The organism is Allobrachymonas chironomi DSM 19884 (genome assembly GCF_000374625.1).
Classification (GTDB): Bacteria; Pseudomonadota; Gammaproteobacteria; order Burkholderiales; family Burkholderiaceae_C; genus Brachymonas; species Brachymonas chironomi.
Genome location: NZ_KB894775.1, coordinates 11,105 through 36,427 on the forward strand (window position 1 = coordinate 11,105; position 25,323 = coordinate 36,427).

The following is a 25,323-nucleotide window of genomic DNA, read 5'->3' on the forward strand; positions in this document are numbered from 1 at the left end:
CGTCTGCAAGTACGTGATTCCTCGTCTTGTCCAGTGCGTACCCAAGGGATACCCACAAAGTTATCCACAGGTCACTGATAGGCTCTGGAAAGCCCAATCAGGACAAGCACTTGGGGCAGCCTGGTCGGGCAAGATGACAAGAGTGTCAGCTAACTGGAAGCCGACGACCGGATGTGCGTTGCATCCAGGCCACTGCAGGCACAAACCCGAGTACCTCATGCGGATTTGTACACATGCCACAGAGGCGTCTTCGGCACGTCATTTATGTTGCAGCGCAACAGAATCGTCCCTTGACATATTCCGCAAGTTGTTGATTTTTATGGATTTCATTTTTTGCCACTTATCTAGGCAAAACGCTGGAAGCCATGCAGAACGCGGACTTGGCGCACTCCTCCCAAGATCATCCACAAAGTTATCCACAGGAGCTGTGGGCGAACCCCGGCTGCCCGGCAAGCCAGCAGATACGGGGCTTTCCGGCCCCCCTGCGTCAGAAGCCAGCAAATATGCGGGCTGGCGCAGGGGCTGCGCGCCAGGCCACGTCTGCTCTGGCCTGGCAGCGGCTTGGATGAACATACAGTCCGGATGGACAAAAAAACCTGTCTGAACGGCCAGCCGGCACGATTTATCCCCACATTTGTGCTAATGGCTGCCGATACGGACAACACGCCGGCATATTTTTCATCAATCTCGCAAGTTGTTGATTTTCAATATATTTATCTTTTTGCCCATTTTTGCTGCAAAGTGCTCAAAGCCTTGAATGACGCGCACTTGCGTGCTCCACCCCCAAGACATCCACAAAGTTATCCACATTTGCTGGGGGCATGTGCACAACCGGACTTTTCCCCTCTGGAACGCGCCGGAACGGGTAAAGTACCGGCCATGTCTTCCCTGCTTCCTGACGCTGCTGCAGGCGTTCCGGTACCGGTGCTGGTCGCGCTGCCGGCACACAGCCCGCTGTCAGCCCGCCCCTTGCACTATTTGCATGCGCACGCCTTGCCGGCCGGCACGCTGGTGCGCGTGCCGCTGGGCGCACGCCAGGTACTCGGCGTGGTCTGGGACGGGCCGGAGCAGCCGGAATCGGAGACGGTCCAGTTGCGCGCCATCAGCGAGGTGCTGGATACGCTGCCGGTGCTGGATAGCGGCTGGCGACAGCTGGTGCAGTTCACCGCACGTTATTACCAGCGCAGCATGGGTGAGGTCGCGCTGTCGGCACTGCCGCCCCAGCTGCGTGACATGGATGGCACGCAGCTGGCGCGCCGGCTGAAGAAGCTGGACAAGGCGATGCTGGCCGCAGCCACGGACAGCGCCGAAGCCCCGCTGCCCTTGTCGGCACAGCAGCAGGCAGCCCTGACCACGCTGCTGCAACAGCAGCGACAGGCACAAGCCGGCCAGCCCCTGGCACCGGCGCTGCTGTTCGGCAGCACCGGCAGCGGCAAGACCGAGGTTTATCTGCAGGCAGCGGCCGCGCTGCTGGACGAGGATGCGCAGGCCCAGGTGCTGGTGATGGTGCCGGAGATCAACCTGACGCCGCAGCTGGAGCAGCGCTTTGCACGCCGCTTTCCACAGCATCGCCTGGTCAGCATGCACAGCGGCATGACGCCGGCGCAGCGGCTGCAGGCCTGGCTGGCGGCGCATTTCGGCCAGGCACGCATCGTACTGGGCACGCGTATGGCGGTGCTGGCTTCGCTGCCGGGACTGCGCCTGATCGTGGTCGACGAGGAGCACGATCCGAGCTACAAGCAGCAGGAAGGTGCGCGCTATTCGGCCCGCGATCTGGCCATTTACCGCGCCCACCATGCCGGTGCCGGGATACTGCTGGGATCGGCCACTCCCTCGCTGGAAAGCTGGCACCACAGCCGGCCGGCTGGTGATGGCGATGCCGGCGGACGCTATCTGCGCCTGTGCATGCCGGACCGGATTGGCGCTGCACCGCTGCCCAGGGTACGGCTGGTGGACATGCGGCAACAGCCCTGGCAAACCGTGTTCAGCGCGGCGCTGCTGGCTGCCATGGAAGAGCGCATCGCGCGTGGCGAACAGTGCATGGTGCTGCTGAACCGGCGCGGCTATGCGCCGGTGCTGCACTGTGGCGACTGCGGCTGGAAAAGCGAATGCCCGCATTGCAGCGCCTACCGCGTATTCCACAAGCTGGATCGCACGCTGCGCTGCCACCACTGCGGCTTTACCGAGCGCGTCCCGCATGCCTGCCCGGGCTGCGGCAACCAGGATCTGCGCACGCTGGGCCAGGGCACCGAACAGCTGGAAGAAGCGCTGGCGCAGCAGTTGCAGAACCTGCAGCGCCCGGATGGCAGCGCGATCCGCATCCTGCGCATGGACGCCGACACCACGCGCCATGCCGGCAGTCTGGAGCAGCAGCTCGGCCAGGTACACGCCGGCGATGTCGATGTCCTGGTCGGTACGCAGATGATTGCCAAGGGGCATGATTTCCGGCACATCACGCTGGTGGCCGCGCTGAATCCGGACAGCGCCCTGTTCAGCAGCGATTTCCGTGCGCCGGAACGCCTGTTCAGCCTGCTGATGCAGGCCGGTGGCCGCGCCGGGCGCGATGCCGCCATCGGCAGCACCAGCGAGCTGTGGATCCAGACCCAGTTTCCCGAACATGCCCTGTTTGCCGCCCTGCAGACACACGACTACCCGGCGTTTGCCGCACAGCAGCTGGAAGAGCGCGCCGCCGCCGGCATGCCACCGTTCAGCCACCAGGCGCTGGTGCGCGCCGAAAGCCGTGACCAGCAGCAGGCGCAGGACTTTCTGAACCTGGCGCTGCACAGCCTGCAGCAATACGACCCGCAGGGCCTGGTGTTCGGCTACCCGGCGATCCCGATGACGCCGCAGCGCGTGGCCAACCGCGAACGCGCGCAAATGCTGCTGGAAACGGATCAGCGCCAGGCCCTGCTGCGCCGGCTGCCGATCCTGGCGCAGCTGCTGCAGCAGCACCGGCCGCGCGGCATCCTGCGCTGGGCCATTGATGTGGATCCGCTGGCCATCTGAGTGCAGGCGTTACAGTAGGGTCTTGTCCGAATCACTCCGCAGGCCAGCATGACGATTTTCCAGCACAACATCAGCCACGACGATATCCACGCCGACAAGCGCGAACTGTATCCGCCGATTGAGCCGTTCCAGACCGGTTTTCTCGATACCGGCGACGGCCACCAGGTCTACTGGGAACTGGTCGGCAATCCGGCCGGCAAGCCGGCGGTGTTCCTGCATGGCGGTCCGGGCGGCGGCTGCAGCGCCGACCACCGGCGCCTGTTTGATCCGCAGCAGTACTGCGTGCTGCTGTTCGACCAGCGCGGCTGTGGCCGTTCCACGCCGCACGCCAGCCTGGAGGCCAATACCACCTGGCATCTGGTCAGCGATATCGAGCGCCTGCGCCTGATGCTGGGCGCCGAGCAGTGGCTGGTGTTTGGCGGCTCCTGGGGCAGTACGCTGGCGCTGGCCTATGCCGAAGAGTTCCCCGAACGCGTCAGCGAACTGGTGTTGCGCGGCATCTTCACGCTGCGCGAATCGGAAATCGCCTGGTTCTACCAGGCCGGTGCCTCCTATGTGTTTCCTGACTTGTGGGAGGATTATCTGGCCCCGATCCCGGAAGACGAGCACGATGATCTGGTCGCCGCCTACCACCGCCGCCTGACCGGTGACGATGCCGCAGAGCAGCTGCGCTGTGCGCTGGCCTGGACGCGCTGGGAAAACCGCACCATCTCGCTGCTGCCCGGCCCGGACAAGGTGGACGACCACCATGCGCTGGCCTTTGCCCGCATCGAGAACCACTATTTCACCCATGGCGGCTTTCTGGATGAGGCCCAGTTGCTGGTGCATGCCGACCGCCTGCGCGAGATCCCCACGGTCATCGTGCAGGGCCGCTACGACATGTGCACGCCAGCCACCAGCGCCTGGGATCTGTACCGGGTGCTGCACAGCCTGAAAGCACCGGTGGAGCTGCACTGGGTGGGCAACGCCGGCCATGCCTACAACGAACGCGGCACGCTGGACCAGTTGCTGGCCGCCACCGACCGCTTTGCCGGCGGCTGAAACAGAGACAGGCGCTTCAGCAAAATTCCTACGTGCAGATGGTGCGGATCGGGCGGATACTGGCTCCAATCCCATCACCCGACAAGGAGAATCCCATGAAAAGCACTGCCCTGGCACTGCGTGCCGCCCTGTTTGCCGCTTCCCTGGGGATGGCCGCTGCCGCATCGGCACAGACCGCCCCGGCTGCGCCGTCCCCCAGCGGGGCACAGAAAGGCTATCCGACAGCGCAGGCGCATGAAGCGGCGGCTGCGCGCGGTGCGCCGGGCCAGCTGAGCTCCAAGCCGCTGACCCAGTACCAGATCAACGCCCAGGCGCGCTGCGAACGCCTGCCGGACCTGTACAAGCAGGCCTGCCTGGATCGCGTCAGTGGCGGCGGCGAGGCTAGCGGCAGCGTGGCCGCAGGCGGCATCCTGCGCAGCAGCGAAGTGATTGTGCCGGCGGAATAAGCCGTCTTGCCCTCAGGGCCGCATCCACTGCGTTACCAGCGCAAAGCTGACAAACGAGGCCAGCGTACTGAGCAGGATCACGCGCGCCACACGCGTGTTGTCCGCGCCCAGGCGTTCGGCCAGCAGCGAGACATTGCTGGCACTGGGCAGTGCGGCGGCCATTACCAGCACCTGCAGTGCCAGGTCGGACAGCGGTAGCCCGACGCGACGCGCCAGCACGCAGGCACCCAACACCAGCAGCGGATGCAGCACCAGCTTGATGGCGGCGATGCCGGCCGGATCGCGCCAGCCGCCATCGGCATGCCGGGCAGACTGCGGAACCATATTGGCACGCGCCAGAACCGCCCCGATGGTGAACAACGCCACCGGCGTGGCGGCATTGGCGAGCAGGCTGACGGTCTTGTCCAGCACCGCCGGCAACACCCATTGCTGCGCCGTGAATCCGGTACCCAGCAGAATCGCCCACGCCATCGGATTGCCGAGCACGCCGCGCAAGGCCTTGCCCAGCGCCTGCCGCATCGCCTGCAGGCCGCTGCCTTCGGCCCCGTCCAGCCGTGACAGCGCGATACAGACCGAGGATGTGATCACCATGTCGGCGGCAACCAGCAGGATGATCGGGCCGCTGGCGGCTTCGCCCAGCAGGGCCACCAGCAGCGGAACCCCCATGAAGCCGCTGTTCGGGAACACCGCCACCAGGGCCCCCATGGCGGCATCGTTCCAGCTGCGGCCCTGACGTCGCGCCAGGGCCACGCTCAGGGTGACCAGCACGGCAGCCGCCAGCAGGTAGCAGGCCAGCAGCACGCCATCCAGCAGCTGCTGCAGCGGCGTGCGCGCCGCCAGCTGGAACAGCAGCGCAGGCAGTGCAAAATACAGCACAAAGCTATTCAAGCCCGGAATGGCAGCCAAAGGCAGCAGCTGGCGACGTGCGGCCAGATAGCCACACAGCACCAGCGCAAAGAATGGAAAGGTAACGGCAAGAATCGACAGCATCGGGCAGCACTCGGCAAGCGCCCCATTCTGCCAGAGCCAGACCAACGGACCGGCCCCTGCTTTCCCGCTTTGGGCGATAATGTCCCATCCCTGATCGACCCGCTGCGGCGGGTCTTTGCATTTGTCTTTCTGGAGTTCCATGTCGTCTGATGGCCTGAATATCGCGCAGCAGGAAGCGGTCAACTACCTGCATGGCCCCTGCCTGGTGCTGGCGGGCGCGGGTTCGGGCAAGACGCGCGTGATCACGCACAAGATCGCGCGGCTGATCCAGGCCGGACTGGAGCCGAAGCGCATTGCCGCCATCACCTTTACCAACAAGGCCGCCGCCGAAATGCGCGAGCGCGCCAAGGGCCTGATTGGTGCCAGGGCTGCGCGCGAGGTGGTGATCTGCACTTTCCACGCGCTGGGCGTGCGCATGCTGCGCGAGGATGGCCAGACGATTGGCCTGAAGGAGCAGTTCAGCATCCTGGACAGCGATGACGTGCTGTCGCTGCTGAAGGACTGCGGCAAGACCACCGATGCCGCCGTGGCGCGCCAATGGCAGTGGACCATCAGCCTATGGAAGAACCAGGGCCTGACGCCGGCCCAGGCGCTGGAGCAGGCTCGCGGCAACGAGGAGCATCGCAGCGCCGCGATGGTGATGCAGCTCTACCATGAGCGCCTGCAGGCCTATCAGAGCGTGGATTTTGACGACCTGATCCAGCTGCCACTGAAGCTGATGCAGCAGCACCCCGAGGTACGCGCAAAATGGCAGCAGCAGCTGGGCCATGTGCTGGTCGACGAATACCAGGACACCAACGCCACCCAGTACGAGCTGCTCAAGCTGCTGGTCGGACCGCACCGGCCCGATGCACGCTTTACCGCCGTGGGTGACGACGACCAGAGCATTTACGGCTGGCGCGGTGCCACGCTGGACAACCTGCGCAAGCTGCCGGAAGATTTTCCGGAGCTGAAGGTGATCAAGCTGGAGCAGAACTACCGCTCCACCAGCAACATCCTGCAGGCCGCCAACAACGTGATCGGCCCGAACCCGAAGCTGTTTCCCAAGACCCTGTGGAGCGCGCTCGGCGATGGCGAGCCGGTACGCGTGATCGATGCCGACAACGAGGAACACGAAGCCGACCGTGTGGTGGCGCGCATCCAGAGCCTGCGCTCCACCTCCAGCTACAAGGAGTTCCGCGACTTTGCGATCCTGTACCGTGCCAACCACCAGAGCCGACTACTGGAAACCGCGCTGCGCCGCGCGCAGATTCCGTACAAGGTATCGGGCGGCACCAGCTTTTTTGACCGCGCCGAAATCAAGGACCTGTGTGCCTGGTTCCGGCTGCTGGCCAACAACGATGATGATCCGGCCTTTCTGCGCGCCATCACCAGCCCGAAGCGCGGCATTGGCCACACCACCATGCAGCAGCTGGGCGAGTTTGCCGGCAAGTACCGCATCAGCATGTTCGAGGCGCTGTTCAGCCCTTCTCTGCCGGCCGCCCTGCCCAAGCGCGCGGTAGACAGCCTGCATGAATTTGGCCGCTACCTGAACGATCTGGAGTACCGGGCACGCCATACCAGCGGCGCTGAAGCGGCGCGCACCTTCCTCGGCGACTGGCTGCGCGAGATCCAGTTCGAGCAATACCTGATCGACAGCGAGGACAGCGAAAAGGTCGCCGCCGCACGCTGGAACAATGTGCTCGAATTCATCGACTGGATGGCGGGCCGCGCCGGCGGCACGCTGGACGATACCGCCGGTGTGCACACGCAAAGCGAGATCAGGACCGTGCTGGAAGTGGCACAGACCATCGCCCTGCTCTCCACCATCTCCGAACGCGAGGAGGAGCAGAACGTGGTCACGCTGTCCACGCTGCACGCTTCCAAGGGTCTGGAGTGGCCGCATGTGATGATGATCGGCGTGGTGGAAGGCCTGCTGCCGTTCCGCGTGGACGATGAGGCCGGCAGCGGCGAAGCGGAAGGCCTGCTGCAGCGCATCCAGGAAGAACGCCGGCTGATGTACGTGGGCATCACGCGCGCGCAGCGTTCTCTGGCGGTGAGCTGGACACGCCGGCGCAAGAAGGGACGCGACATCATCAGCGCGCAGCCCAGCCGTTTCATCAAGGAAATGGCACTGGACAGCGCCACCGTCAAGGAAGATCCGCGCGAGAAGCTGAAGGCGCTGCGCGCCGAGTTCGCGAAAAAGGCCGCTGCCAGCGCCGAGGCGAAATCACGCCTGTGAACCGGAGCGTTCGTGCTCCGGCTCGACCGTAACCGCCACGTCGAGTTCATCCCCTGCGCTGCCATTGATCACACCGCGCAGCGGGGACACATCGGTAAAGTCGCGCCCTGTCGCCACCCGCACATAGTCATCGCCCGGCGTATCCCAGCCCCAGCGCCGGTTGGTCGGATCCAGATCGAGCCAGCCCCCGGGCGGCTGCGCCGGATCGCCATCCACCGGCTGCAGATCCGGCAGCCAGACCGATGCCCAGGCATGTGAGGCATCGGCCCCGCGCAGGCGCGGCTGGCCTGGCGGCGGCTGCGTCAGCAGATAGCCGCTGACATAACGCGCCGCCAGCCCCTGGGCACGGAAGCAGGACAGCAGCACATGGGCAAAGTCCTGGCAGACGCCGGAGCGCTGCTGCAGCACATCGGTGGCCGTGGTGCCGGTGCCGGTGGCACCGCTGCGGTAGATGAAATCCTGGTAGACGCGCTCCATCAGCTCGATGGCGGCATCGTGCAGCGGACGGCCCGGCGCAAACGAGGTCCGGGCGTAATCGGCAGCCAGGGCATCGGCCGCCGCATACATCGACGGGAACACGAAGATGTGTGCCGGGTCGTAGCTGCCGCCACTGTGGTAGGTAAAACGCTCGCGCACCTGCTCCCAGGGCATCTGGCTGGCCACCACCCAGGGCTTGCGCGTTTCCACCACACTGCGCGATTGCACCGACAGCACATCGTGCGGTGCCGTCAGCGAGAACCAGGACGTGGTGTTGCCGAAAATGTCCTGGCGCGTCTCGATCACGCCCGGATCGGGATCGATCAGCAACTGGTGCTCCAGGCACTGCTGGGCCGAGGAATCAGCCGGGCGCAGAAACACCTGGTGCTGCGCATTGTCCACCATGCCGCCATAGCGGTAGCGCGTTTCGTGCAGGATATGCAGCTTCATGCCGGCATGCCCTCGTGCAGCCGGCGCATGGTCTGGTGCGTCACCACGCTGGTGTGGGTGAAGTAGCGCTGCGTCAGCGCCTCGGACAGCGCCAGCCCGCCCTGCATGCACTGCTGCAACAACAGATGCAGCGCGCCATGGTGGCCCTGGCTGTCGGCCTGCGACAGCTGCGCCAGCGGCACTTCGCCCGGTTTCGGCAGCAGCAGGCGCAGATCAGCCCGGCCGTCATCGTGGCCGCGCTGCAGGCGCTCCATGCGGCGCTCCAGCGTATAGGCAACCCAGCCCAGCGCACGCGGGTTTTCGCGGCTGTGCACCAGCAGTTGCAGCAGGTCGGTCAGGTCATGGCTGTGCTGGTAGAAGGCGTGAAAGGTGATCGTGCTGTCAAACAGCGCCAGCACCGCCTCGAAACCGTCCTCCTCGCGCACTACCTGCGTCAGGAAGGCCTGGTCCAGGGCATGCGCCAGAAACACCAGCCGCTCGATCATGCGGCCTGCCGACAGCACGATCCAGCCATCATCGCGCGTCATGCGGTCGAGCTGCGAGCCGGTAATGGCGGTCATGCGCTGTGCCAGCCGCCGCAGCATGTGCTGGGCGCTGTCCAGCCGGGAACTCTGCTGGCGGGACAGGCGCTCGCCGGACTCGATGAAGCCCTGCTCGGCAGCGCGCACCTCCTGCCAGTGGTCAGCCGCCAGGCGGTCACGCACGCGCGATGCCGTGCCATGCAGCCAGGACAGCTGCTGGCGGATCACGCCCGGCCCGCCGACTCCGGCCAGGCCATCGATCAGCTGGTGCAGACAGGCCTCCGGGTCCTCTGCCAGGGTCCGCGTGGCGGCTTCCGGCAACAGGCCCTTGTGGCGCAACAGGCCATCCAGCCACTGCAACAGCGCGGGTGACGCCCGTTCCTCGCCAGACAGCACATTCAGCACCAGTTGCGCCGTGGCGACGCTGGTTTCGACACGTTCGGTATAGCGCCCCATCCAGAACAGATTGTCCGCCGCACGGCTGGTCACCAGCCAGCCCCGCAGCGATGTCGGCATGCCCGTGCCGCGGCCGGCCGGCTGCAGCGCACCGGGCGGATGGCCGGTCTCGGTGGCACCGTCTGCCGCCTGCACCCAGACATCGGCACTGGAACCGCCGGAGCGCATCGACGACAGACCGCCGGTATCGCCCACCAGCCGCACCAGGCCGCCCGGCACCACGCGCCATTCGCCCGGCGCATCGGCCACGCAGAACACGCGCAGCAGGGCCGGCCGGAAACCGAGCTGACCACCCTGGCCGGCACCGTCGGCGCGCCAGACCGGCATGCTGGACGGCGGCAGATAACGCTGGATGGTGTAGTCCTCGCCCTGCGCCAGAATGCGCTGCACCCATTGCTGGCGCTCCTCGGCGTCCAGGTGGCGCGACAGCACCGGATCGAAGGCCTTGCGCCGCGGCACACCGCCGGGATGCGCTGCCGGGTAGGTCGCCTTGATCACGCAATCGTCCATTTGCGCCAGCGCCTCGGACAGCACGGCCTGTTCGCCACACCACCAGGTGTGCAGCGCCGGCAGCAGCAGCTCCTCGCCCAGCAGGCGCGGTCCCAGCGCCGGCAAAAAGCCGAGAATGGCACTGGATTCGAGAAAACCGGTGCCCGGCAGATTCGACATGATCACATTGCCGGCGCGGATCGCCTGCAGCAGGCCGGGGATGCCAAGCCGGGATTCGGGCCGCAACTCCAGCGGGTCGAGATACTGGTCATCAACGCGCTTGATCAGCACATCGACCTGCTCCAGCCCGTGCAGGGTTTTCAGATAGAGCTTGCGGTCACGCACGGTCAGATCGCTGCCCTCGACCAGCGAAATGCCGAGATAGCGTGCCAGATAGGCCTGCTCGAAATAGGTTTCGTTGAACGGCCCCGGCGTGAGCAGGGCAATATGGGCGCGCTCGCCCGCCGGGCTGCGGCGGCGCAGGCTGGCAATCAGCGCCCGGTAGAGCGTGGGCAGGCGCTGCACGCGCATGCGATCCAGCGCCTGCGGAAACTGCTGCGCCACCACATGGCGGTTTTCCAGCATGTAGCCCAGACCGGACGGTGCCTGCAGGCGCTGCGATACCACCCACCAGTGGCCGTTCGCATCACGTGACAGGTCGAAGGCCGCCACATGCACATGCACGCCACTGGCCGGCTGTACGCCCTGCATGCCCGGAATGTAATCGGGATGTCCCAGCACCAGCGCTGCCGGCAGCAGGCCCTCGTGCAGCAGCTGCTGCGGGCCGTAGACATCGGCCATGACCCGGTCCAGCAGCCGGGTGCGCTGCAACACGCCGCGCTCGATCTGTTGCCAGTCCGCCGTCGGCAACAGCAGCGGAAACAGGTCGAGCGACCAGGGCCGTTGCACCTGGCCATCGCCGGAGTGGACGTTGTAGCCGACATCGTTGTCGCGGATATGGCGCTGCAGCGCCTGCAGCCGCTCGTCCAGGCTGGCCGCGGTGAGGGTCTGGCTGGCAAAAAAGTGCCGCCAGTACGGTGCCATGCTGCCGGGCGTGTCCAGCATGGCCTGCAGGCTGTCGGCAGAACGGCCCGGGGCCTCGCTGCCGCTCACGGCATGCCCGCGCAACTCGCTGAAATGCCATGATGGGGCTGCCGTTGCTGCGCTCGTGGAATCGGTATCTGTCACGCTCTGTCCAATCATGCCGGGACCCCCATTGTGCCGCAGGCCATGGGCCTTGCGGCAGAGTGCGGCTCAGAGCTGCAACACGCTGCAACCGGTGGTCTGGCGCGCTTCCAGTGCCCGGTGCGCCTGCTGCACGTCTTCCAGGGCAAAGCGCTGGTCGATATGGATCTGCACCTGGCCACTGCGCACCACCCCGAACAGGTCGTCCGCCATCGCATCGACCGTGGCGCGGCCCTGCCTCAGATGGGTAAACAGCGTCTGGCGCGTCAGGTAGGCACAACCAGCCTGGGCCAGTGCCAGCGGTGCCACCGGCGGCACCGGGCCGGAGGCATTGCCGAAGCTGACCATCAGGCCGAACGGCATCAGGCTGGCCAGCGAACCCTCGAAGGTGTCCTTGCCGACCGAGTCGTACACCACCTTCACGCCGGCTCCGCCGGTGATCTCGCGCACCCGTTCGGCAAATTTTTCTTCCCGGTAGTTGATGGCATGGGCGGCACCATTGGCCAGGGCCAGCGCGCATTTCTCGGCGCTGCCGGCCGTGGCAATCACCTGCAGACCGAGCGCCTTGGCCCACTGGCAGGCAATCAGGCCGACGCCGCCAGCGGCCGCGTGGAACAGGATATGGTCACCCGCCACCACCTCGTGCTGGCCGCGCACGCGGCGCAGCAGGTATTGCGCCGTCAGGCCCTTGAGCATCATGGCCGCCCCGGTCTCGAAACTGATATCGTCCGGCAGATGGCAGACGGTATCGGCCGACAGTGTGCGCAGGTCGGCATAACTGCCCGGCGCTGCCGCCACGTAGGCGACGCGATCGCCCCGCCGGAAGCCGGTCACGCCCTCACCCACCGATTCGACCACGCCGGCCGCCTCCATGCCCAGCGTGGCCGGCAGTGCCATCGGATACAGGCCGGTACGAAAATAGACATCAATGTAGTTCAGCCCGACCGCGTGGTGCCGGATGCGCAGTTCGCCAGGGCCGGGAGCCGGCACCTCGATCTGGCGCAGCTGCATGGTTTCGGGGCCACCGGTGGCATCGATCCGGATGGCGCGGCTGGAAATGGCGGTCATGTAGAGTCTCCTGGCAAGCAATGCGATGAAAAGCAACAAGGCGATGCTACCTGAGAGCCTGTTGTCCCTGTCTGCAACGCAGGGATTTTCTTGCTACAGTGGCTCCCCATGTCTGTTTCCACCACTCCTGCCGGGCGCATTCCGCTGACGGCCATTTTCCTGTTGACGCTTGCCCCGATGATGTGGGCCGGCAATGCCGTGGTCGGCCGCCTGCTGGCCGACCTGATTCCCCCGGTCACGCTGAACCTGGTGCGCTGGTCGCTGGCGCTACTGGTGTTCCTGCCGTTTTCCTGGCGCACCATCGCACCCGACAGCCCGCTGTGGGCGCACTGGAAACGCTACGCCATCGTCGGCCTGCTCGGCATTGGCTGCTACAACATGTTCCAATACATGGCGCTGCACACCTCGACCCCGGTCAACGTCACGCTGGTCGCGGCCAGCATGCCGCTGTGGATGATGCTGATCGGCCGGCTGGCCTACAAGGCTCCGGTCACGCTACCCAAACTGGCCGGCGCCGGGCTGTCACTGGCCGGCGTGCTGTTCGTACTGTCACGCGGCTCGCTGGCCAACCTTCTGCAGCTGCAACTGGTGGTGGGCGATCTCTACATGCTGGCAGCTACTGCCTGCTGGTCCATGTACAGCTGGATGCTGCTCTACACGCGCGAACCGATCGAGATCCGCAGCGATTGGAAAAGCATGCTGATGGCGCAGCTGTTCTTTGGCGTGCTCTGGTCGATCTTCTTTACCGGTCTGGAATGGGCTGTCATGCCCGACCTGCACGTGGACTGGAACAACCCGACACTGATCGGCGGCCTGGCCTTTGTCGTGCTCGGCCCGGCCCTGCTGGCCTACGCCTGCTGGGGCATCGGCATCCAGCACGTCGGCCCGACGATTGGCGGCTTCTTCACCAACCTCACGCCGCTGTTTGCCGCCGTGCTCTCGGTGCTGCTGCTGGGCGACATGCCGGCCTGGTACCACGGCGTGGCCTTCCTGCTGATCGTGGGCGGCATCGTGGTGTCGTCGCGGCGCTAGGCTGCGTGAGCAGAGACAAAAAACCTGGTCTGACGACCAGGTTTTTTTAGTGGCTTGCCGCCAGGCTTACATCCCAAGGTAGGCTGCCCGCACATCCTCGTTCTGCAGCAACTCGTTGCCCGGGCCGGTCAGCGTGACGGAGCCGGTTTCCAGCACATAGCCACGATCGGCAATCGCCAGCGCAGCCGAGGCGTTCTGCTCCACCAGCAGAATCGTCATGCCCTGTGCCTTCAGCGCCTTGATGACGTTGAACACCTCCTCGACCAGCAGCGGTGCCAGACCCATGGAAGGCTCATCGAGCAGCAGTAGCTTGGGACGGCCCATCAGCGCACGGCCAATCGCCAGCATCTGCTGCTGGCCACCGGACAGGGTACCAGCCGGCAGCGCACGCTTTTCCTTGAGGATGGGGAACATGCTGAACACCTTCTCCATGTCCTCGTTGACGGTGGCACGCGACTGGGTAAAGGCGCCCAGACGCAGGTTGTCCTCGATCGACAGCGGACCGAACACCTGACGCCCTTCGGGACTCTGGCAGATGCCGCGGCGCACGCGCAAATCGGCACGCAGACGCGAGATATCCTCGCCAGCGAACAGGATCTTGCCGGCCGACATCGGCTGCACCCCTGACAGCGTGCGCATGAAGGTGGTCTTGCCGGCGCCGTTGGCACCGACCAGTGCCACCAGTTCGCCCTGGTGCACGTCCACGCTGATGCCCTTGAGCGCCTTGATGCGGCCATAGCAGCTTTCCATGCCCTGCACCGACAGCAGCAGCTCGCCGCGCGGCTTCGGCGGCTGGCCGACCGGGGCCACGGGCAGCTGGCCGCCCTCGCTGGCCCCCAGACCAACCGATTCCGGTGCCAGGCTGCTCAGGCGGTGGAACTGCTGGGCAAACTCGGCCTGTGCCTGCTCGCCAAACAGCGGATCGGCATTGTTGGCAAATACGGCGTTGATGTGCGTCCAGTCCGCTTCCGTGAAGCTCTTGCGCGCCAGCGCCATCACGTCCTTTTCCTCGGTACGGATGTGGTCCTTCAGCAGCACGGCATAGGAACGCAGGTGTGCCACGAAACTGGCACGCCCCTGCGCATCGCCCTGGGTGGCGCGCGCCATCGAGGCACGCAATTCGCGCACCGATTCGGTGCCATGGCGGTGATCGGCTTCCAGCCGGTCCAGCACGGCAGCGGCTTCCGGGCTGCGCTCACGCAGCAGCGGAAAGAAATGGGCATCTTCCTTGCCGTGGTGGCTGCCGTCCACATACTTGTCGAGGTAATCGAACAGGACGGTGAAGAAATCGTCCTCGATCGGCTTGCCTTCGCCGATCTCGTTGGCCAGCAGTTCGAGCGTGGCGGCAATGCGCCACAGGTTCTGGTGCTCTTCGGTAATGATGCGCAAGGCTTCCATGGGGTTTCCTTCTGGCGTCTCAGGCATGTACGCCCAGGTAGGCAGCAATCACGTCGGGATTGTTGCGGACTTCTTCGCGGGTGCCTTCGGCCAGCTTGCGGCCATAGTCCAGCACCAGGATGCGCTGCGACAGGTTCATCACCATCTTCATGTCATGCTCGACCAGCACGCAGGTCACGCCGCTGTCGGCGACCTTGCGCACCAGCTCGTCGATTTCATGGGTTTCGGTGTGGTTCAGGCCGGCCGCCGGCTCGTCCAGGAACAGCAGCTTGGGGTGCATCGCCAGCGCACGCGCAATTTCCAGACGCTTGAGTGCGCCATAGGACATGGCGTCGGCACGCATGCCGACCTGCCGGCCCAGGCCGACAAACTCCATCAGCCCGGCGGCTTCATCGCGCAGTTCGGCATCACGGCGGGTGATGGACGGCAGGTGCAGCGCGCCCTTGATCAGGTTGCGGTCCAGCCGCAGGTGCGCCCCCACCATCACGTTCTCCAGCGCCGACATGTTCATGCAGACCTGCAGGTTCTGGAAGGTGCGCGCCACGCCACGGCGTGCCAGCGCATCGGGCGACTTGCCCTGGATTTCCTCGCCATTGAGCAGAATCCTGCCGCTGGTCGGCTTGTAGACGCCGGTGATCAGGTTGAACAGCGTGGTCTTGCCGGCACCGTTCGGACCGATGACGGCATAGATCATGCCGGGATCGATGCTGAAGGACACATCGTTGACGGCCTTGACACCGCCGAAATGGATGGAGAGGTTCTGTACGTCAAGCATGGACATGCTCAATCCTCCTTCTTGGCGAACTTGCTGGCCAGGGTGGGCACGATGCCCTTGGGCAGGAAGATCATGAACATCATCAGGATGGCACCGAAGATCACCGTCTCCCAGCCCTCCAGCGTCGCCAGCGCCTGCGGCAGCGCCGTCAGCAGCGCGGCACCCAGCAGCGAACCCCAGACCGAGGCCATGCCGCCCACCACCACCATGGTGATCAGCTCGACCGAGTGGAAGAAATCGGCAAACGACGGCGTGACCATGCCCACATAGTGCGCCGCGACGCTGCCCATGATGCTGGCAAACACCGCCGACAGGGTGAAGATGGCGACCTTGTAGCGCACCACGTTCACGCCGACCACGCGCGAGGCCACTTCGGAACCATGCAGCGCACGCAGCGCACGGCCGAATGGCGAGTCGATCAGGTTCAGCGAAGCCCAGACGCTGACCACCAGGAAAGCGGCAACCACCCAGTACCAGTGGCGGTCGGTGGACAGGGCCAGACCGAACAGCTCCATCGTCGGCACCACGATGCCATCCGGGCCACCCGTCAGCTGGGACTCGTTGCGCAGCACGATGTTGACCAGAATGCCCAGGCCGAGGGTGGCCATGGCCAGGTACTGGCCCTTGAGTCGGAAGATCGGACGCGCAATCAGCGCAGCCAGCGCGGCACACAGCGCGGCACCCGCGATCAGCGCCAGCAGCGGATGCCAGCCAAAGTGCGTCGGCAGAATCGCCGAGGCATAGGCACCGATGCCGAGGAAGCCGGCATGGCCCAGGCTGATCTGGCCGGCAAAGCCGACCAGCAGGTTCAGGCCCAGCACGATGATGGCGTTCATGGCGATGCGGATCAGCAGATCCAGGTAGAAGGCGTTGCTGATGACGAACGGCGCCACGATCAGGCAGAGCGCCAGGGCCAGCAGGGAAATCCAGGTTGTGGTCTTGCGCATGGTTACACCCGGTCGGTAGACTTGCCGCCAAACAGGCCGCGCGGCATGAAGAAAAGCACCAGCAGGATCAGGATGAAGGGAATCGCATCCTTGTAGGCCGAGGAAATGTAGCCGGCACCCATGGATTCGAGCACGCCGACCAGCAGACCGCTGATCACGGCACCCAGGCCATTGCCCAGGCCGCCCACCACGGCAGCGACAAAGCCCTTCAGGCCCAGCATGATGCCCACGTCATAGGAGGTCATGGTCACCGGCGTCAGCAGGATGCCACCCAGTGCGCCCAGCGCCGCCGACAGGCCGAAGCTGATGAACAGCACCTTGCTGGTGTTGATGCCCACCAGCTGCGCCGCCGTCTGGTTGAACGAGGTGGCCAGCATGGCCTTGCCCGACAGCGTGCGGCTGAAGAAGTACCACAGCGCCGCCACCACGATGGCGGTCACCCCCAGCACCCACAGGCTTTGCGGCTGGATCGCGGCACCGAAAAGAATGATCGGGGTTTCACCCGAAAACGCCGGCAGGCTGAAAGTACTCTTGCCCAGCCAGACCTGGATCAGGCCGCGGATGAACAGCGAGGCACCAATGGTGATGATGATCAGGGTCACGGTTTCGGCACCCTTGACCGGCTCGATGGTGAGCTTTTCCATCAGGATGCCGACCACGGCGGGAATCAGGATCGCCAGCATGAAGGCGATCGGCATCGGCAGGCCGGTCTGGCTGAAATAGACGGCCAGCATGCCGCCCAGCATGATGAATTCGCCCTGGGCGAAGTTGATCACGTTGCTGGAGTTGTAAATCAGGGTAAAGCCGAGAGCGGCCAGGGCATAGGTCGATCCGACCGTGATGCCCGAAAAAAGGAATTGCAGAAACTCTGCCATGGTAGGTACTCCCTGGTGTCAGATGAACTGGTGGCGTACGGTGCTGCTGACCGGGCCAGCCAGTGCGGCGGTGCTTGTTCTGGTGTATGCGCCGGAGCGGCGCTGGCCGCGTGACAATGCAACCGGAGGGGTGGGAACGATCGGGATGGGCAGGCTGCCGGCGCACCGGCAGCCGGGGGAGCCGCCGGGTCAGGCTGACACCGGCAGGCTACAGGGCATTACGGGACCAGCGTCCACTTGCCGTCCTTCACCTCCAGCATGTTGAAGGCGTGCATGTCCAGGCCGTTGTGGTCGGTCGGGGACATGTTGAAGATGCCGCTGGTACCGACCAGGCCCTTGGTGCTCTCGATGGCATCGCGCACTTTTTCCTTGTCGGTGCTGCCGGCGCGCTTGATCGCGTCCACGGCAATCATCAGGCCGTCATAGGCGTAGCCGCCAAAGGCTGAGGTGTCCTGGCTCCAGCGGGCACGATAGGCGTTGTTGTAGGCCTCGACCACCGGCTTCTGCGGATCGTCTGCCTTCAGCGCGGTCGGATCCAGCTGCGGGGAAGCCGGCATGCGCACGCCGTTGGCCGCATCACCGGCCAGCTGCAGGAAGGCATTGGAAGACACGCCATGCGACTGGTACAGCGGCAGCTGGATGTCCAGCTGGCGATAGTTCTTGGTTGCCACGGCCGGGCCCTGACCCATGCCGAAGATGAACACGGCCTGCACACCCGCCGTGTTCTTGATCTTGGTGAGCTGGGCGCTCATGTCGGTGTCCTTGGGGCCATAGGTTTCGTTGGCCAGGATCTCCATGCCCATCTTGCCGGCCACGCCTTCGGTTTCCTTCTTGCCGGACTGACCGAAGCCGCTGGTCTCGGACAGCAGGCCGATTTTGGTGATGCCGTTCTTCTTCATGTCGTCGAAGACCTTTTCGGCCGCCATGCGGTCGGTCTGCGGCGTCTTGAACATCCACTTCTTGACCGGCTCGGTGACCACCACGGCACCAGCCAGGGAAATCATCGGCACACCGGCCTTGTCGACCAGCGGAGCCATCGCCATGGTGGAACCGGTGGTGGTACCGCCCACGATCAGATCGACCTTGTCATCCTCGATCAGGCGCTTGCCGAAGCTGTTGGCCTTGTTGGCATCGCCGCCGTCGTCATAGTGCACCAGCTGCAGCTGGCGGCCCAGCACGCCGCCCTGCTTGTTGATGTCTTCCACGTACATCTGCAGCGTCTTCAGTTCCGGGTCACCCAGGAAGGAAGCGGGACCGGTGACGGACAGCACGCTGCCGATCTTGATCGGACCGGTGGCACTGGCCGTGGCACCGGATGCGCCGCTGGCTGCAGCGCCGGCATCGCCGGAGCTCTTGGAGTTGCAGGCCGTGAGCATGGTGGCAGCGCCAGCCAGCATGACGGCGCTCACAGCCAGGGAAGTGCCTGCTTTCAGGCTGGGGATGGCGAATTTCATGTTCATGTGGTGACTCCTCCGTTCGTGGTTGCACATGGTGTCGATACAGCAGGTCCGGGCAGTGTTCTGCCGGTGGTGTCGGACCCGGGTGCGTCATGCACAGGCAACCAGACGGAACAGTCTTGGTCGTGCTACACATGGTCACATCGAGGCGGATTATAGGTATCGTTTTTTGAGAGCAACACTAGGGTTTACGATGGGTGGAATTGATTTTGTATGGAGTAAAAATGCGAACCTCCTCCATCAGAATCATGAAGTTACGCTCGCTCACGCAGTCCGGAACAGCCTCTGCAGGCCACCGGAAAGCGGCCAAAATCCCCTTTTTACGACACTCGTCCATACCCCTTTTCAACAGCATGTATCAGATCCACCCAAGCGCCGGTCAGCCCGGCCCGGTCGCACGGCCACTCCCCTTCCGCTTCGGGAGCAAGCCATCATGAGCACACTGGAAAAAGACAGCCGCAGCGGCGTGCAATCGCTCGAAACCGGCATGTCGGTCGTCCGCGTGCTGGTCAACAGCCAGGGGCCGATGATGCTGCGTGACATCGCCCAGCAGGCCGACATGCCGCCGGCCAAGGCACACCGCTATCTGGTCAGCCTGATCCGCGCCGGCCTGGTGATGCAGGATCCGGCCAGTTCGCACTACGACCTGGGGCCGTTTGCGCTCAGCATCGGCATGGCGGCAGTCAACCGGATCGATCGCATCCGGCTCGGCCTTCAGGCGATTGCCGCCCTGCGCAACAGCATCAACGAAACCACCGCCCTGGCGGTCTGGGCCAGCGGCGGCCCGGTGATCGTGCGCTGGGAGCGGCCGCGCCGGCCGATTACCGTCAACGTGGTCACCGGCGTACAGGTCGATCTGCTCAGCAGCGCCAGCGGCCTGGTATTTGCGGCCTGGCTGCCGGAGTCCCAGGTGCTGCCGCTGCTGCAGGAAGAGCTGCGCCGCCAGCCGGCCGATGCGCCGCAGCGCAGCCTGGCCGAGGTACGCGAACAGCTGGCGCACATCCGCCAGCAAGGTGCCGTCAGCGTGCGCGAGAACTACTTTGCCAGTGGCGTACAGGCACTGGGCGCGCCCGTTTTCAATTTCCGCAACGAAATCACCATGGCGCTGGTGGTGGTCGGCATTGCCGGCATGAGCGATCTGGGCAAAGACAGCGCGGCCATGCAGGCACTACAGCAGGCAGCCCGGACCCTGTCGGCGCAGCTGGGCTCCACGCACTACGGATCGCCGGCTATCAACTGACATTTTCCTGACGCTATATCGCACTATATTCCTGGGGCGACCCGCCATTTTCTATAATGCGCGATTGACTTGATACTCACGCGGTACCCCGCATGCCTGCCACTCTCGCCCAAGCCCATATCGATGCGTTCTGCCAACAAAGCCGTGTGCGCGCCGGTTCCGTCATCATTTCCGTATTCGGTGATGCCGTGTATCCGCGCGGCGGCCGCATCTGGCTGGGCAGCCTGATCCGCCTGCTGCAACCGCTGGGCATCAGCGAGCGCCTGATCCGCACCTCGGTCTTCCGGCTGGTGCAGGAAGGCTGGCTGCGCACCGAAGCACATGGCCGCAAGGCCGACTACCTGCTGACAGCCGCCGGCCAGCAGCGCATCGAGGATGCAGCCCGCCACATCTACGCCTCCAGCCCGCCGGTGTGGGACCGCCGCTGGCGCCTGATACTGACGGTAGGCGATGTCACGGCACGCGAACGCGAGTTGCTGCGCCGTGCCATGTTCTGGCAGGGTTTCGGCCAGTTGGGCGGCGACTGTTTCATCCACCCGAGCGCCGATCTGGCCGCGGCCTCCGATGCCCTGCTGACCGATGGCCTGGGTGAGCTGCTGCACAAGCTGATGCCGCTACTGGCGGTGGAAAACCATTTCGGCAATTCGGCGCGTGACGTGGACATGATTCTGCACGCCTGGAATCTGGAGCAGCTGGGTGCCTCCTACACGGCCTTTGTCGAGCGCTACCGCCCGCTGCTGGAGGCGCTGCGCCACCAGGCTGGCGATACCCTGGGCAACGAACACGCCTTCCTGCTGCGCACGCTGATCATCCACGAATACCGCCGCCTGCTGCTGCGTGATCCGGAACTGCCAGCCGAGCTGCTGCCGCATGACTGGCCGGGCAACGAGGCGCGCATCATGTGCCGCGAGTTCTACCGCCGCCTGCTGCCGGCATCCGAGCGCCATCTGGACAGCCACCTGCAGTGCGCCAATGGCGATGTGCCGGCTGCCCGGGAACTGCTGCACCAGCGTTTCCAGGCCGAAGACCCGTTTGCCGATCTGCCCCTGCCCGGCAACCACTGAAGCCGGCAAGCGGCATCAGGGCTGTTCCGCCAGCGGGCGCAGCACCTTGACCCAGCGCCCGGCCGGCAGGCCCCAGCGATTCTGGATGTCCAGCGCGCGGGCCTCCAGCAGCGCGCGCTCGAAACGCAGTGGCGTGCGCTGTGCCAGCACCACGGTATTGCCCTCGCGCGTGGGCTTGAAGGCCCACACCGCCGCCGGACCGAAAGCCTCGGCGATGCGCGTCAGGCTGTCTTCGTAGCTGCTGTCGCGGCCAAACAGGTTCACCGTCATGCAGCCTTCGGGCGTCAGCAGCGCGCGGCAGTCGCGGTAGAAGTCGGGATCGTCCAGCACGGGAGCGGCGGCCTCCTCGTCGTACAGGTCGACCTGCAGCGCGTCGATGGCGCCCTGCCACTCGGGCTGGCGGATTTCCTCACCGGCATCGCCCAGCATCACATTGAGCTTCTCGTTGTTGTCGGGCAGGCGGAACCACTGGCGACAGGCCATGTAGACCTGCGGGTTGAATTCGATGCACGAAGTCAGCATGCCCAGCTTGCCGTAGGTGAAACGCGTCAGGCTGCCGGCGCCCAGACCCAGCTGCATGGCGTGGCGCTCGGGTACGCTGTCGGGCTCGACAAACAGCAGCCAGGCCATCATGCGCTGGATATATTCCAGTTCCAGCTTGAGCGGATCCTTCAGCCGCATCGCGCCCTGCACCCATTCGGTGCCCAGGTGCAGGTAGCGGCAGCTGCCATCTTCGGAGAAATTCACTTCGGGCCAGAAGGGCTCGGGCTGGGAGGGGGATTGCTTGGACATGCGGCATTGTAGAACGCCGCCGGCGCGCAGGCATCAGGCCAGGCCGTGCGCCTCCAGCACCTCGCGCCAGGCCTGCAGCTTGCGCTCGAAGCTCCAGCTGGCGTTGGCCGGGCTGGTAGACGGCAGCCGATACACCGGCAGGCCGAGCGTGCGCGTGTGGCGCTGGTGCCGCCAGCTCTCGCCACCGTTGTGTGCAATCGCCTGCAACTGCGGGCTGCGCTGTGCCAGCCCGACAAAGTCATTCACCGTGGCATGGCGGATCGCGCTGTCCAGACTGCCAGTACGCTCGCAGCTGGCATAGACATCCCAGATGCCCAGACCATGCGCCAGCGCCTGCCGGCAACGTTCGGCATAGTCCAGCTCTGGCAGCGGCAGATTCCACAGGGTGCCCAGAATGCGCCAGAACTGGTTTTGCGGGTGGGCATAGTACTGCTGCAGCTGCAGCGACTTGATGCCGGGGAAACTGCCCAGCACCAGCAGACGCGTGTCACTGTCACAGACGGGAGCCAGACCGGTCAGCAGGCTCATGCCGTGTTTCCGGGCAGCAGTGCCTGCAGGCGTGGCAATGCCTGCAGCGTATTTGCCAGCACCTGCGCCTGCAGCTGCGCCAGCGGCTGTTCGCGCAGCCCGGCCAGCACTTGGGCGATGCGCGGGATTTCTTCCGGCGCATTGCGGCCCTGGCGGCGGCCGGCAGCGCGTTCGGCGGCGGTGGCATAAAGCCAGCTCGGGGCGATATCGGGGGCATCGGTTTCGAGCACGATGGCATCGTGCGGCAGTGTGGCTGCCAGGGCGCGCAGGCGCGTGGCGCGCTCGAAGGTCATGGCGCCGCCAAAGCCGAGCCGGCAGTCCAGCCCCAGAAAGGCCTCGGCCTGCTGCCGGCTGCCGACAAAGGCATGGGCGATGCCGCCGACCGGCGGCAGCTGGCGCAGCGCCTTGAGCACGGCATCAACCGAACGCCGCACATGCAGCAGCACCGGCAACTGGTGCTGACGCGCCAGCCGCAGCTGTTCGCGCAGCAGCCAGTCCTGGTGGGCGCGCATTTCCGGCGTGCACAGCTCCGGCACGAAAAAATCCAGCCCGATTTCGCCCACTGCCACCAGCTGCGGATCGTCGCGGGCGGCATCGAGCTGATCGGCCAGTTGCCGCAGCTCGCGTTCGCCCGCCGTGGGGGCGCACATCGGGTGTATGCCCAGCGCATAGGCATCACCCCAGCTATGCGCCAGCTGCTGCACTTGTGCCACATGCGTGGCATGCGCGTGTACGGCCGGAATCACGCACAGGGCCACGCCCTGCTGCCGCGCACGCTGGCGCATGGCATCGCGGTCGGCATCGAACTCGGCCGCGTCCAGGTGGCAGTGCGTGTCGATCCAGAAACTCATGCCACGGGCAGCGGCGGGCTCGGATCGACCGCGTGCAGCGGTTGCAGCACGCCTTGCGTCATGCGGAACTGGCGGTCGCAGCGGTTGGCCAGCTCCTCGTCGTGCGTGACCAGCACAAAGGCGGTGCCCTTGTCGCGGGCCAGCTCCAGCATGCGCTGGAAGACCTGATCGGCCGTGCTGCGGTCCAGATTGCCGGTGGGCTCGTCGGCCAGCACACAGGCCGGCTGCGTTACCAGCGCACGCGCAATCGCCACCCGCTGGCGTTCGCCGCCCGACAGCTCGGACGGACGGTGCTCGGCGCGCTCCGACAGGCCGACCTGAGCCAGCATCTGCAGCGCGTGCTGCTGCGCACTGGCGCGATCCTGGCGGCGGATCCAGAGCGGCATGGCCACGTTCTGCGCCGCCGTGAATTCGGGCAGCAGGTGGTGGAACTGGTAGACAAAACCGAGGTACTGGTTGCGCAACTCGCCCTGCTTCGCCAGCGAGAGCTGTGCCAGATCCTGGCCCATGATCTGCACGCTGCCGCTGGTGGGGGCATCCAGTCCGCCCAGCATGTGCAGCAACGTGCTCTTGCCGGAGCCGGAAGCACCGACAATCGCCACGGTTTCGCCGGCATGCACGCTCAGGTCGATGCCGCGCAGCACGGTCAGGTCGATATTGCGTCCCTCGTGGAATCGCTTGGTCAGGCCTTGCGCCTGCAGGACGATATTACTCATAGCGCAGCGCCTCCGCCGGGTTGACACGGCTGGCGCGCCAGCTCGGATACAGGGTGGCCAGGAAGGACAGGATCAGCGACACCACCACGATGGGCACGATATCGCTGGCCTGCGGATCGCTCGGCATCTTGCTGATCAGGTAGATATCCTGGGGCAGGAAGCTGGTGTTGAACAGGCGCTCGAAGAAGGGCACGATGACATCGATATTCAGCGCCACCGCCAGGCCCAGCGCCAGGCCGGCCAGCGTGCCGATGATGCCGGCCGTGGCGCCCTGCACCATGAAGATGCGCATGATGCTGCGCGGCGATGCCCCCAGCGTGCGCAGGATGGCGATATCGGCGCGCTTGTCCTGCACGCTCATCACCAGCGTGCTCACCAGGTTGAAGGCAGCCACCGCCACGATCAGCGTCAGGATGATGAACATCATGCGCTTTTCCACCTGCACGGCGGCAAACCAGCTCTTGTTCTGCTGCGTCCAGTCACTCACCAGCAACCTGCCCTGGAACAGGCCGGCCAATTGCGCCGATACCTGCTGGGCATCGTTCAGGTCGCGGATCTTCAGGCGCACGCCCATCGGCCCCTCGAGCTGGTAGACCAGTGCGGCATCCTGCACGTTCAGCATCATCATGCCGTTGTCGTATTCGTAGTGGCCCGATTCGAACGTGCCGCTGACGGTCAGCTGCTTCAGCCGAGGCATCACGCCGGCCGGCGTGACGTTGCCGCTGGGCGCGATCATGGTCACCTTGTCGCCGGGCAGCACGCCGAGCGACCTGGCCAGCTGCACCCCCAGCACGACGTTGAAGCTGCCGGGCGTCAGCGTTTTCAGCGCTGCCGCCTGCTGCTCGCTGATATTGCTGACCTCGTGCTCCAGGTCCGGCTCGATGCCGCGCACCAGCACGCCACGCATGGTGTCGCCCAGGCTCAGCAGCGACTGGCCGGAGACAAAGGGCGCAGCGCCGATCACTTCGGGGTTGGTGCGTGCCTGGCGGATCACCGCCTGCACATCCTGCAGACCGGTGGCATCCGGGTTGTACAGCTCGATGTGCGACACCACCCCCAGCATGCGGTCACGCACTTCCTTCTGAAAGCCGTTCATGACCGAGAGCACGATGATCAGTGCCGCCACCCCCAGCGCAATGCCGATGATGGAAGCTGCGGAAATAAAGGAAATGAACCCGTTGCGTCGGGTGGAGCGGCCGGCGCGGGTGTAACGCCAGCCGATCAGGAGTTCGTAGGGACTTTGCATATCTCTTGTAGTGACGGGTCTCCCCGGGCAGCAGCTATTGTGTCATGCCCAT

21 protein-coding genes and 1 pseudogene are annotated in these 25,323 nt (G+C 65.2%); 7 read left to right on the forward strand and 15 right to left on the reverse strand.

Annotated features, from left to right (window positions below):
• Positions 1–879: 879 nt before the first annotated feature.
• From priA to C513_RS13745, 3 genes are all read left to right on the forward strand, one after another.
• Positions 880–3,006 (forward strand): replication restart helicase PriA, encoded by a 2,127-nt coding sequence (gene priA / locus C513_RS0110365; RefSeq protein WP_018715943.1) that lies wholly within the window; start codon positions 880–882, stop codon positions 3,004–3,006.
• A gap of 48 nt (positions 3,007–3,054) precedes the next feature.
• Positions 3,055–4,047 (forward strand): prolyl aminopeptidase, encoded by a 993-nt coding sequence (gene pip, locus C513_RS0110370; RefSeq protein ID WP_018715944.1) that lies wholly within the window; start codon positions 3,055–3,057, stop codon positions 4,045–4,047.
• Between the two features lie 95 nt (positions 4,048–4,142).
• The gene (locus C513_RS13745; protein WP_018715945.1) at positions 4,143–4,493 is read left to right on the forward strand and encodes a hypothetical protein; all 351 of its coding nucleotides are present in this window, start codon (positions 4,143–4,145) and stop codon (positions 4,491–4,493) included.
• Between the two features lie 12 nt (positions 4,494–4,505).
• Here C513_RS13745 and C513_RS0110380 read toward each other — a convergent pair whose 3' ends face one another.
• Entirely contained in the window at positions 4,506–5,483 is a 978-nt protein-coding gene (locus tag C513_RS0110380; protein WP_018715946.1) for an AEC family transporter, read from the reverse strand.
• Between the two features lie 139 nt (positions 5,484–5,622).
• On the opposite strand from C513_RS0110380, the gene C513_RS0110385 reads away from it, so the two are divergent.
• Entirely contained in the window at positions 5,623–7,704 is a 2,082-nt protein-coding gene (locus tag C513_RS0110385) for an ATP-dependent helicase (protein WP_018715947.1), read from the forward strand.
• Here C513_RS0110385 and C513_RS0110390 read toward each other — a convergent pair.
• The 3 genes from C513_RS0110390 to C513_RS0110400 form a co-directional block, all read right to left on the reverse strand.
• On the reverse strand, positions 7,693–8,631 hold the full coding sequence (locus tag C513_RS0110390; RefSeq protein ID WP_018715948.1) for a transglutaminase family protein: 939 nt from the start codon (positions 8,629–8,631) through the stop codon (positions 7,693–7,695). The two genes, C513_RS0110385 and C513_RS0110390, sit on opposite strands and share 12 nt — an antisense overlap.
• Complete coding sequence (locus tag C513_RS0110395) at positions 8,628–11,285, reverse strand: circularly permuted type 2 ATP-grasp protein (RefSeq protein ID WP_245552825.1); 2,658 nt, start codon at positions 11,283–11,285, stop codon at positions 8,628–8,630. Before C513_RS0110395 ends, C513_RS0110390 begins: the two co-directional genes overlap by 4 nt.
• A gap of 66 nt (positions 11,286–11,351) precedes the next feature.
• Entirely contained in the window at positions 11,352–12,350 is a 999-nt protein-coding gene (locus C513_RS0110400) for a quinone oxidoreductase family protein (protein ID WP_018715950.1), read from the reverse strand.
• 108 nt (positions 12,351–12,458) lie between these two features.
• On the opposite strand from C513_RS0110400, the gene C513_RS0110405 reads away from it, so the two are divergent.
• Positions 12,459–13,382, forward strand: coding sequence for a DMT family transporter (locus C513_RS0110405; protein ID WP_018715951.1), 924 nt, complete (start codon positions 12,459–12,461; stop codon positions 13,380–13,382).
• A 66-nt stretch (positions 13,383–13,448) separates the two neighbouring features.
• On the opposite strand, the gene C513_RS14620 is transcribed toward C513_RS0110405, so the two are convergent.
• From C513_RS14620 to C513_RS0110430, 6 genes and pseudogenes are all read right to left on the reverse strand, one after another.
• Positions 13,449–14,150, reverse strand: coding sequence for an ABC transporter ATP-binding protein (locus tag C513_RS14620; RefSeq protein ID WP_245552827.1), 702 nt, complete (start codon positions 14,148–14,150; stop codon positions 13,449–13,451).
• 231 nt (positions 14,151–14,381) lie between these two features.
• A pseudogene (locus C513_RS14625) lies at positions 14,382–14,807 on the reverse strand (hemerythrin domain-containing protein); the annotation flags it as partial.
• Positions 14,800–15,561: an ABC transporter ATP-binding protein gene (locus tag C513_RS0110415; protein WP_018715953.1), complete on the reverse strand. Its 762-nt coding sequence runs from the start codon at positions 15,559–15,561 to the stop codon at positions 14,800–14,802. The pseudogene C513_RS14625 and the gene C513_RS0110415, both read right to left, overlap by 8 nt.
• Positions 15,562–15,563: 2 nt before the next feature.
• Positions 15,564–16,502 carry a branched-chain amino acid ABC transporter permease gene (locus C513_RS0110420; RefSeq protein WP_018715954.1) on the reverse strand — a complete coding sequence of 313 codons (939 nt, stop codon included), beginning with the start codon at positions 16,500–16,502 and terminating at the stop codon, positions 15,564–15,566.
• A gap of 2 nt (positions 16,503–16,504) precedes the next feature.
• The gene (locus C513_RS0110425) at positions 16,505–17,377 is read right to left on the reverse strand and encodes a branched-chain amino acid ABC transporter permease (RefSeq protein WP_018715955.1); all 873 of its coding nucleotides are present in this window, start codon (positions 17,375–17,377) and stop codon (positions 16,505–16,507) included.
• A gap of 218 nt (positions 17,378–17,595) precedes the next feature.
• Entirely contained in the window at positions 17,596–18,837 is a 1,242-nt protein-coding gene (locus C513_RS0110430) for an ABC transporter substrate-binding protein (RefSeq protein WP_018715956.1), read from the reverse strand.
• Positions 18,838–19,267: 430 nt separating this feature from the next.
• Here C513_RS0110430 and C513_RS0110435 point away from each other — a divergent pair, with 430 nt between their 5' ends.
• Both C513_RS0110435 and paaX read left to right on the forward strand, forming a co-directional pair.
• Complete coding sequence (locus C513_RS0110435; protein WP_018715957.1) at positions 19,268–20,074, forward strand: IclR family transcriptional regulator; 807 nt, start codon at positions 19,268–19,270, stop codon at positions 20,072–20,074.
• Positions 20,075–20,166: 92 nt separating this feature from the next.
• Positions 20,167–21,138 (forward strand): phenylacetic acid degradation operon negative regulatory protein PaaX, encoded by a 972-nt coding sequence (gene paaX / locus C513_RS0110440; protein ID WP_018715958.1) that lies wholly within the window; start codon positions 20,167–20,169, stop codon positions 21,136–21,138.
• A gap of 15 nt (positions 21,139–21,153) precedes the next feature.
• Here paaX and C513_RS0110445 read toward each other — a convergent pair whose 3' ends face one another.
• From C513_RS0110445 to C513_RS0110465, 5 genes are read right to left on the reverse strand one after another with little or no spacing between them, the layout of a single operon-like run.
• Positions 21,154–21,930: a class I SAM-dependent methyltransferase gene (locus tag C513_RS0110445; RefSeq protein ID WP_018715959.1), complete on the reverse strand. Its 777-nt coding sequence runs from the start codon at positions 21,928–21,930 to the stop codon at positions 21,154–21,156.
• 33 nt (positions 21,931–21,963) lie between these two features.
• Positions 21,964–22,458, reverse strand: coding sequence for a DNA-deoxyinosine glycosylase (locus tag C513_RS0110450; RefSeq protein WP_018715960.1), 495 nt, complete (start codon positions 22,456–22,458; stop codon positions 21,964–21,966).
• Complete coding sequence (locus C513_RS0110455; protein ID WP_018715961.1) at positions 22,455–23,309, reverse strand: TatD family hydrolase; 855 nt, start codon at positions 23,307–23,309, stop codon at positions 22,455–22,457. Before C513_RS0110455 ends, C513_RS0110450 begins: the two co-directional genes overlap by 4 nt.
• Positions 23,306–24,025: a lipoprotein-releasing ABC transporter ATP-binding protein LolD gene (gene lolD, locus C513_RS0110460; protein WP_018715962.1), complete on the reverse strand. Its 720-nt coding sequence runs from the start codon at positions 24,023–24,025 to the stop codon at positions 23,306–23,308. The genes C513_RS0110455 and lolD overlap by 4 nt, the downstream gene beginning before the upstream one ends.
• A complete protein-coding gene (locus C513_RS0110465; protein WP_018715963.1) occupies positions 24,018–25,271 on the reverse strand; it encodes a lipoprotein-releasing ABC transporter permease subunit in 1,254 nt (417 codons plus the stop codon). Before C513_RS0110465 ends, lolD begins: the two co-directional genes overlap by 8 nt.
• Positions 25,272–25,323: the final 52 nt, after the last annotated feature.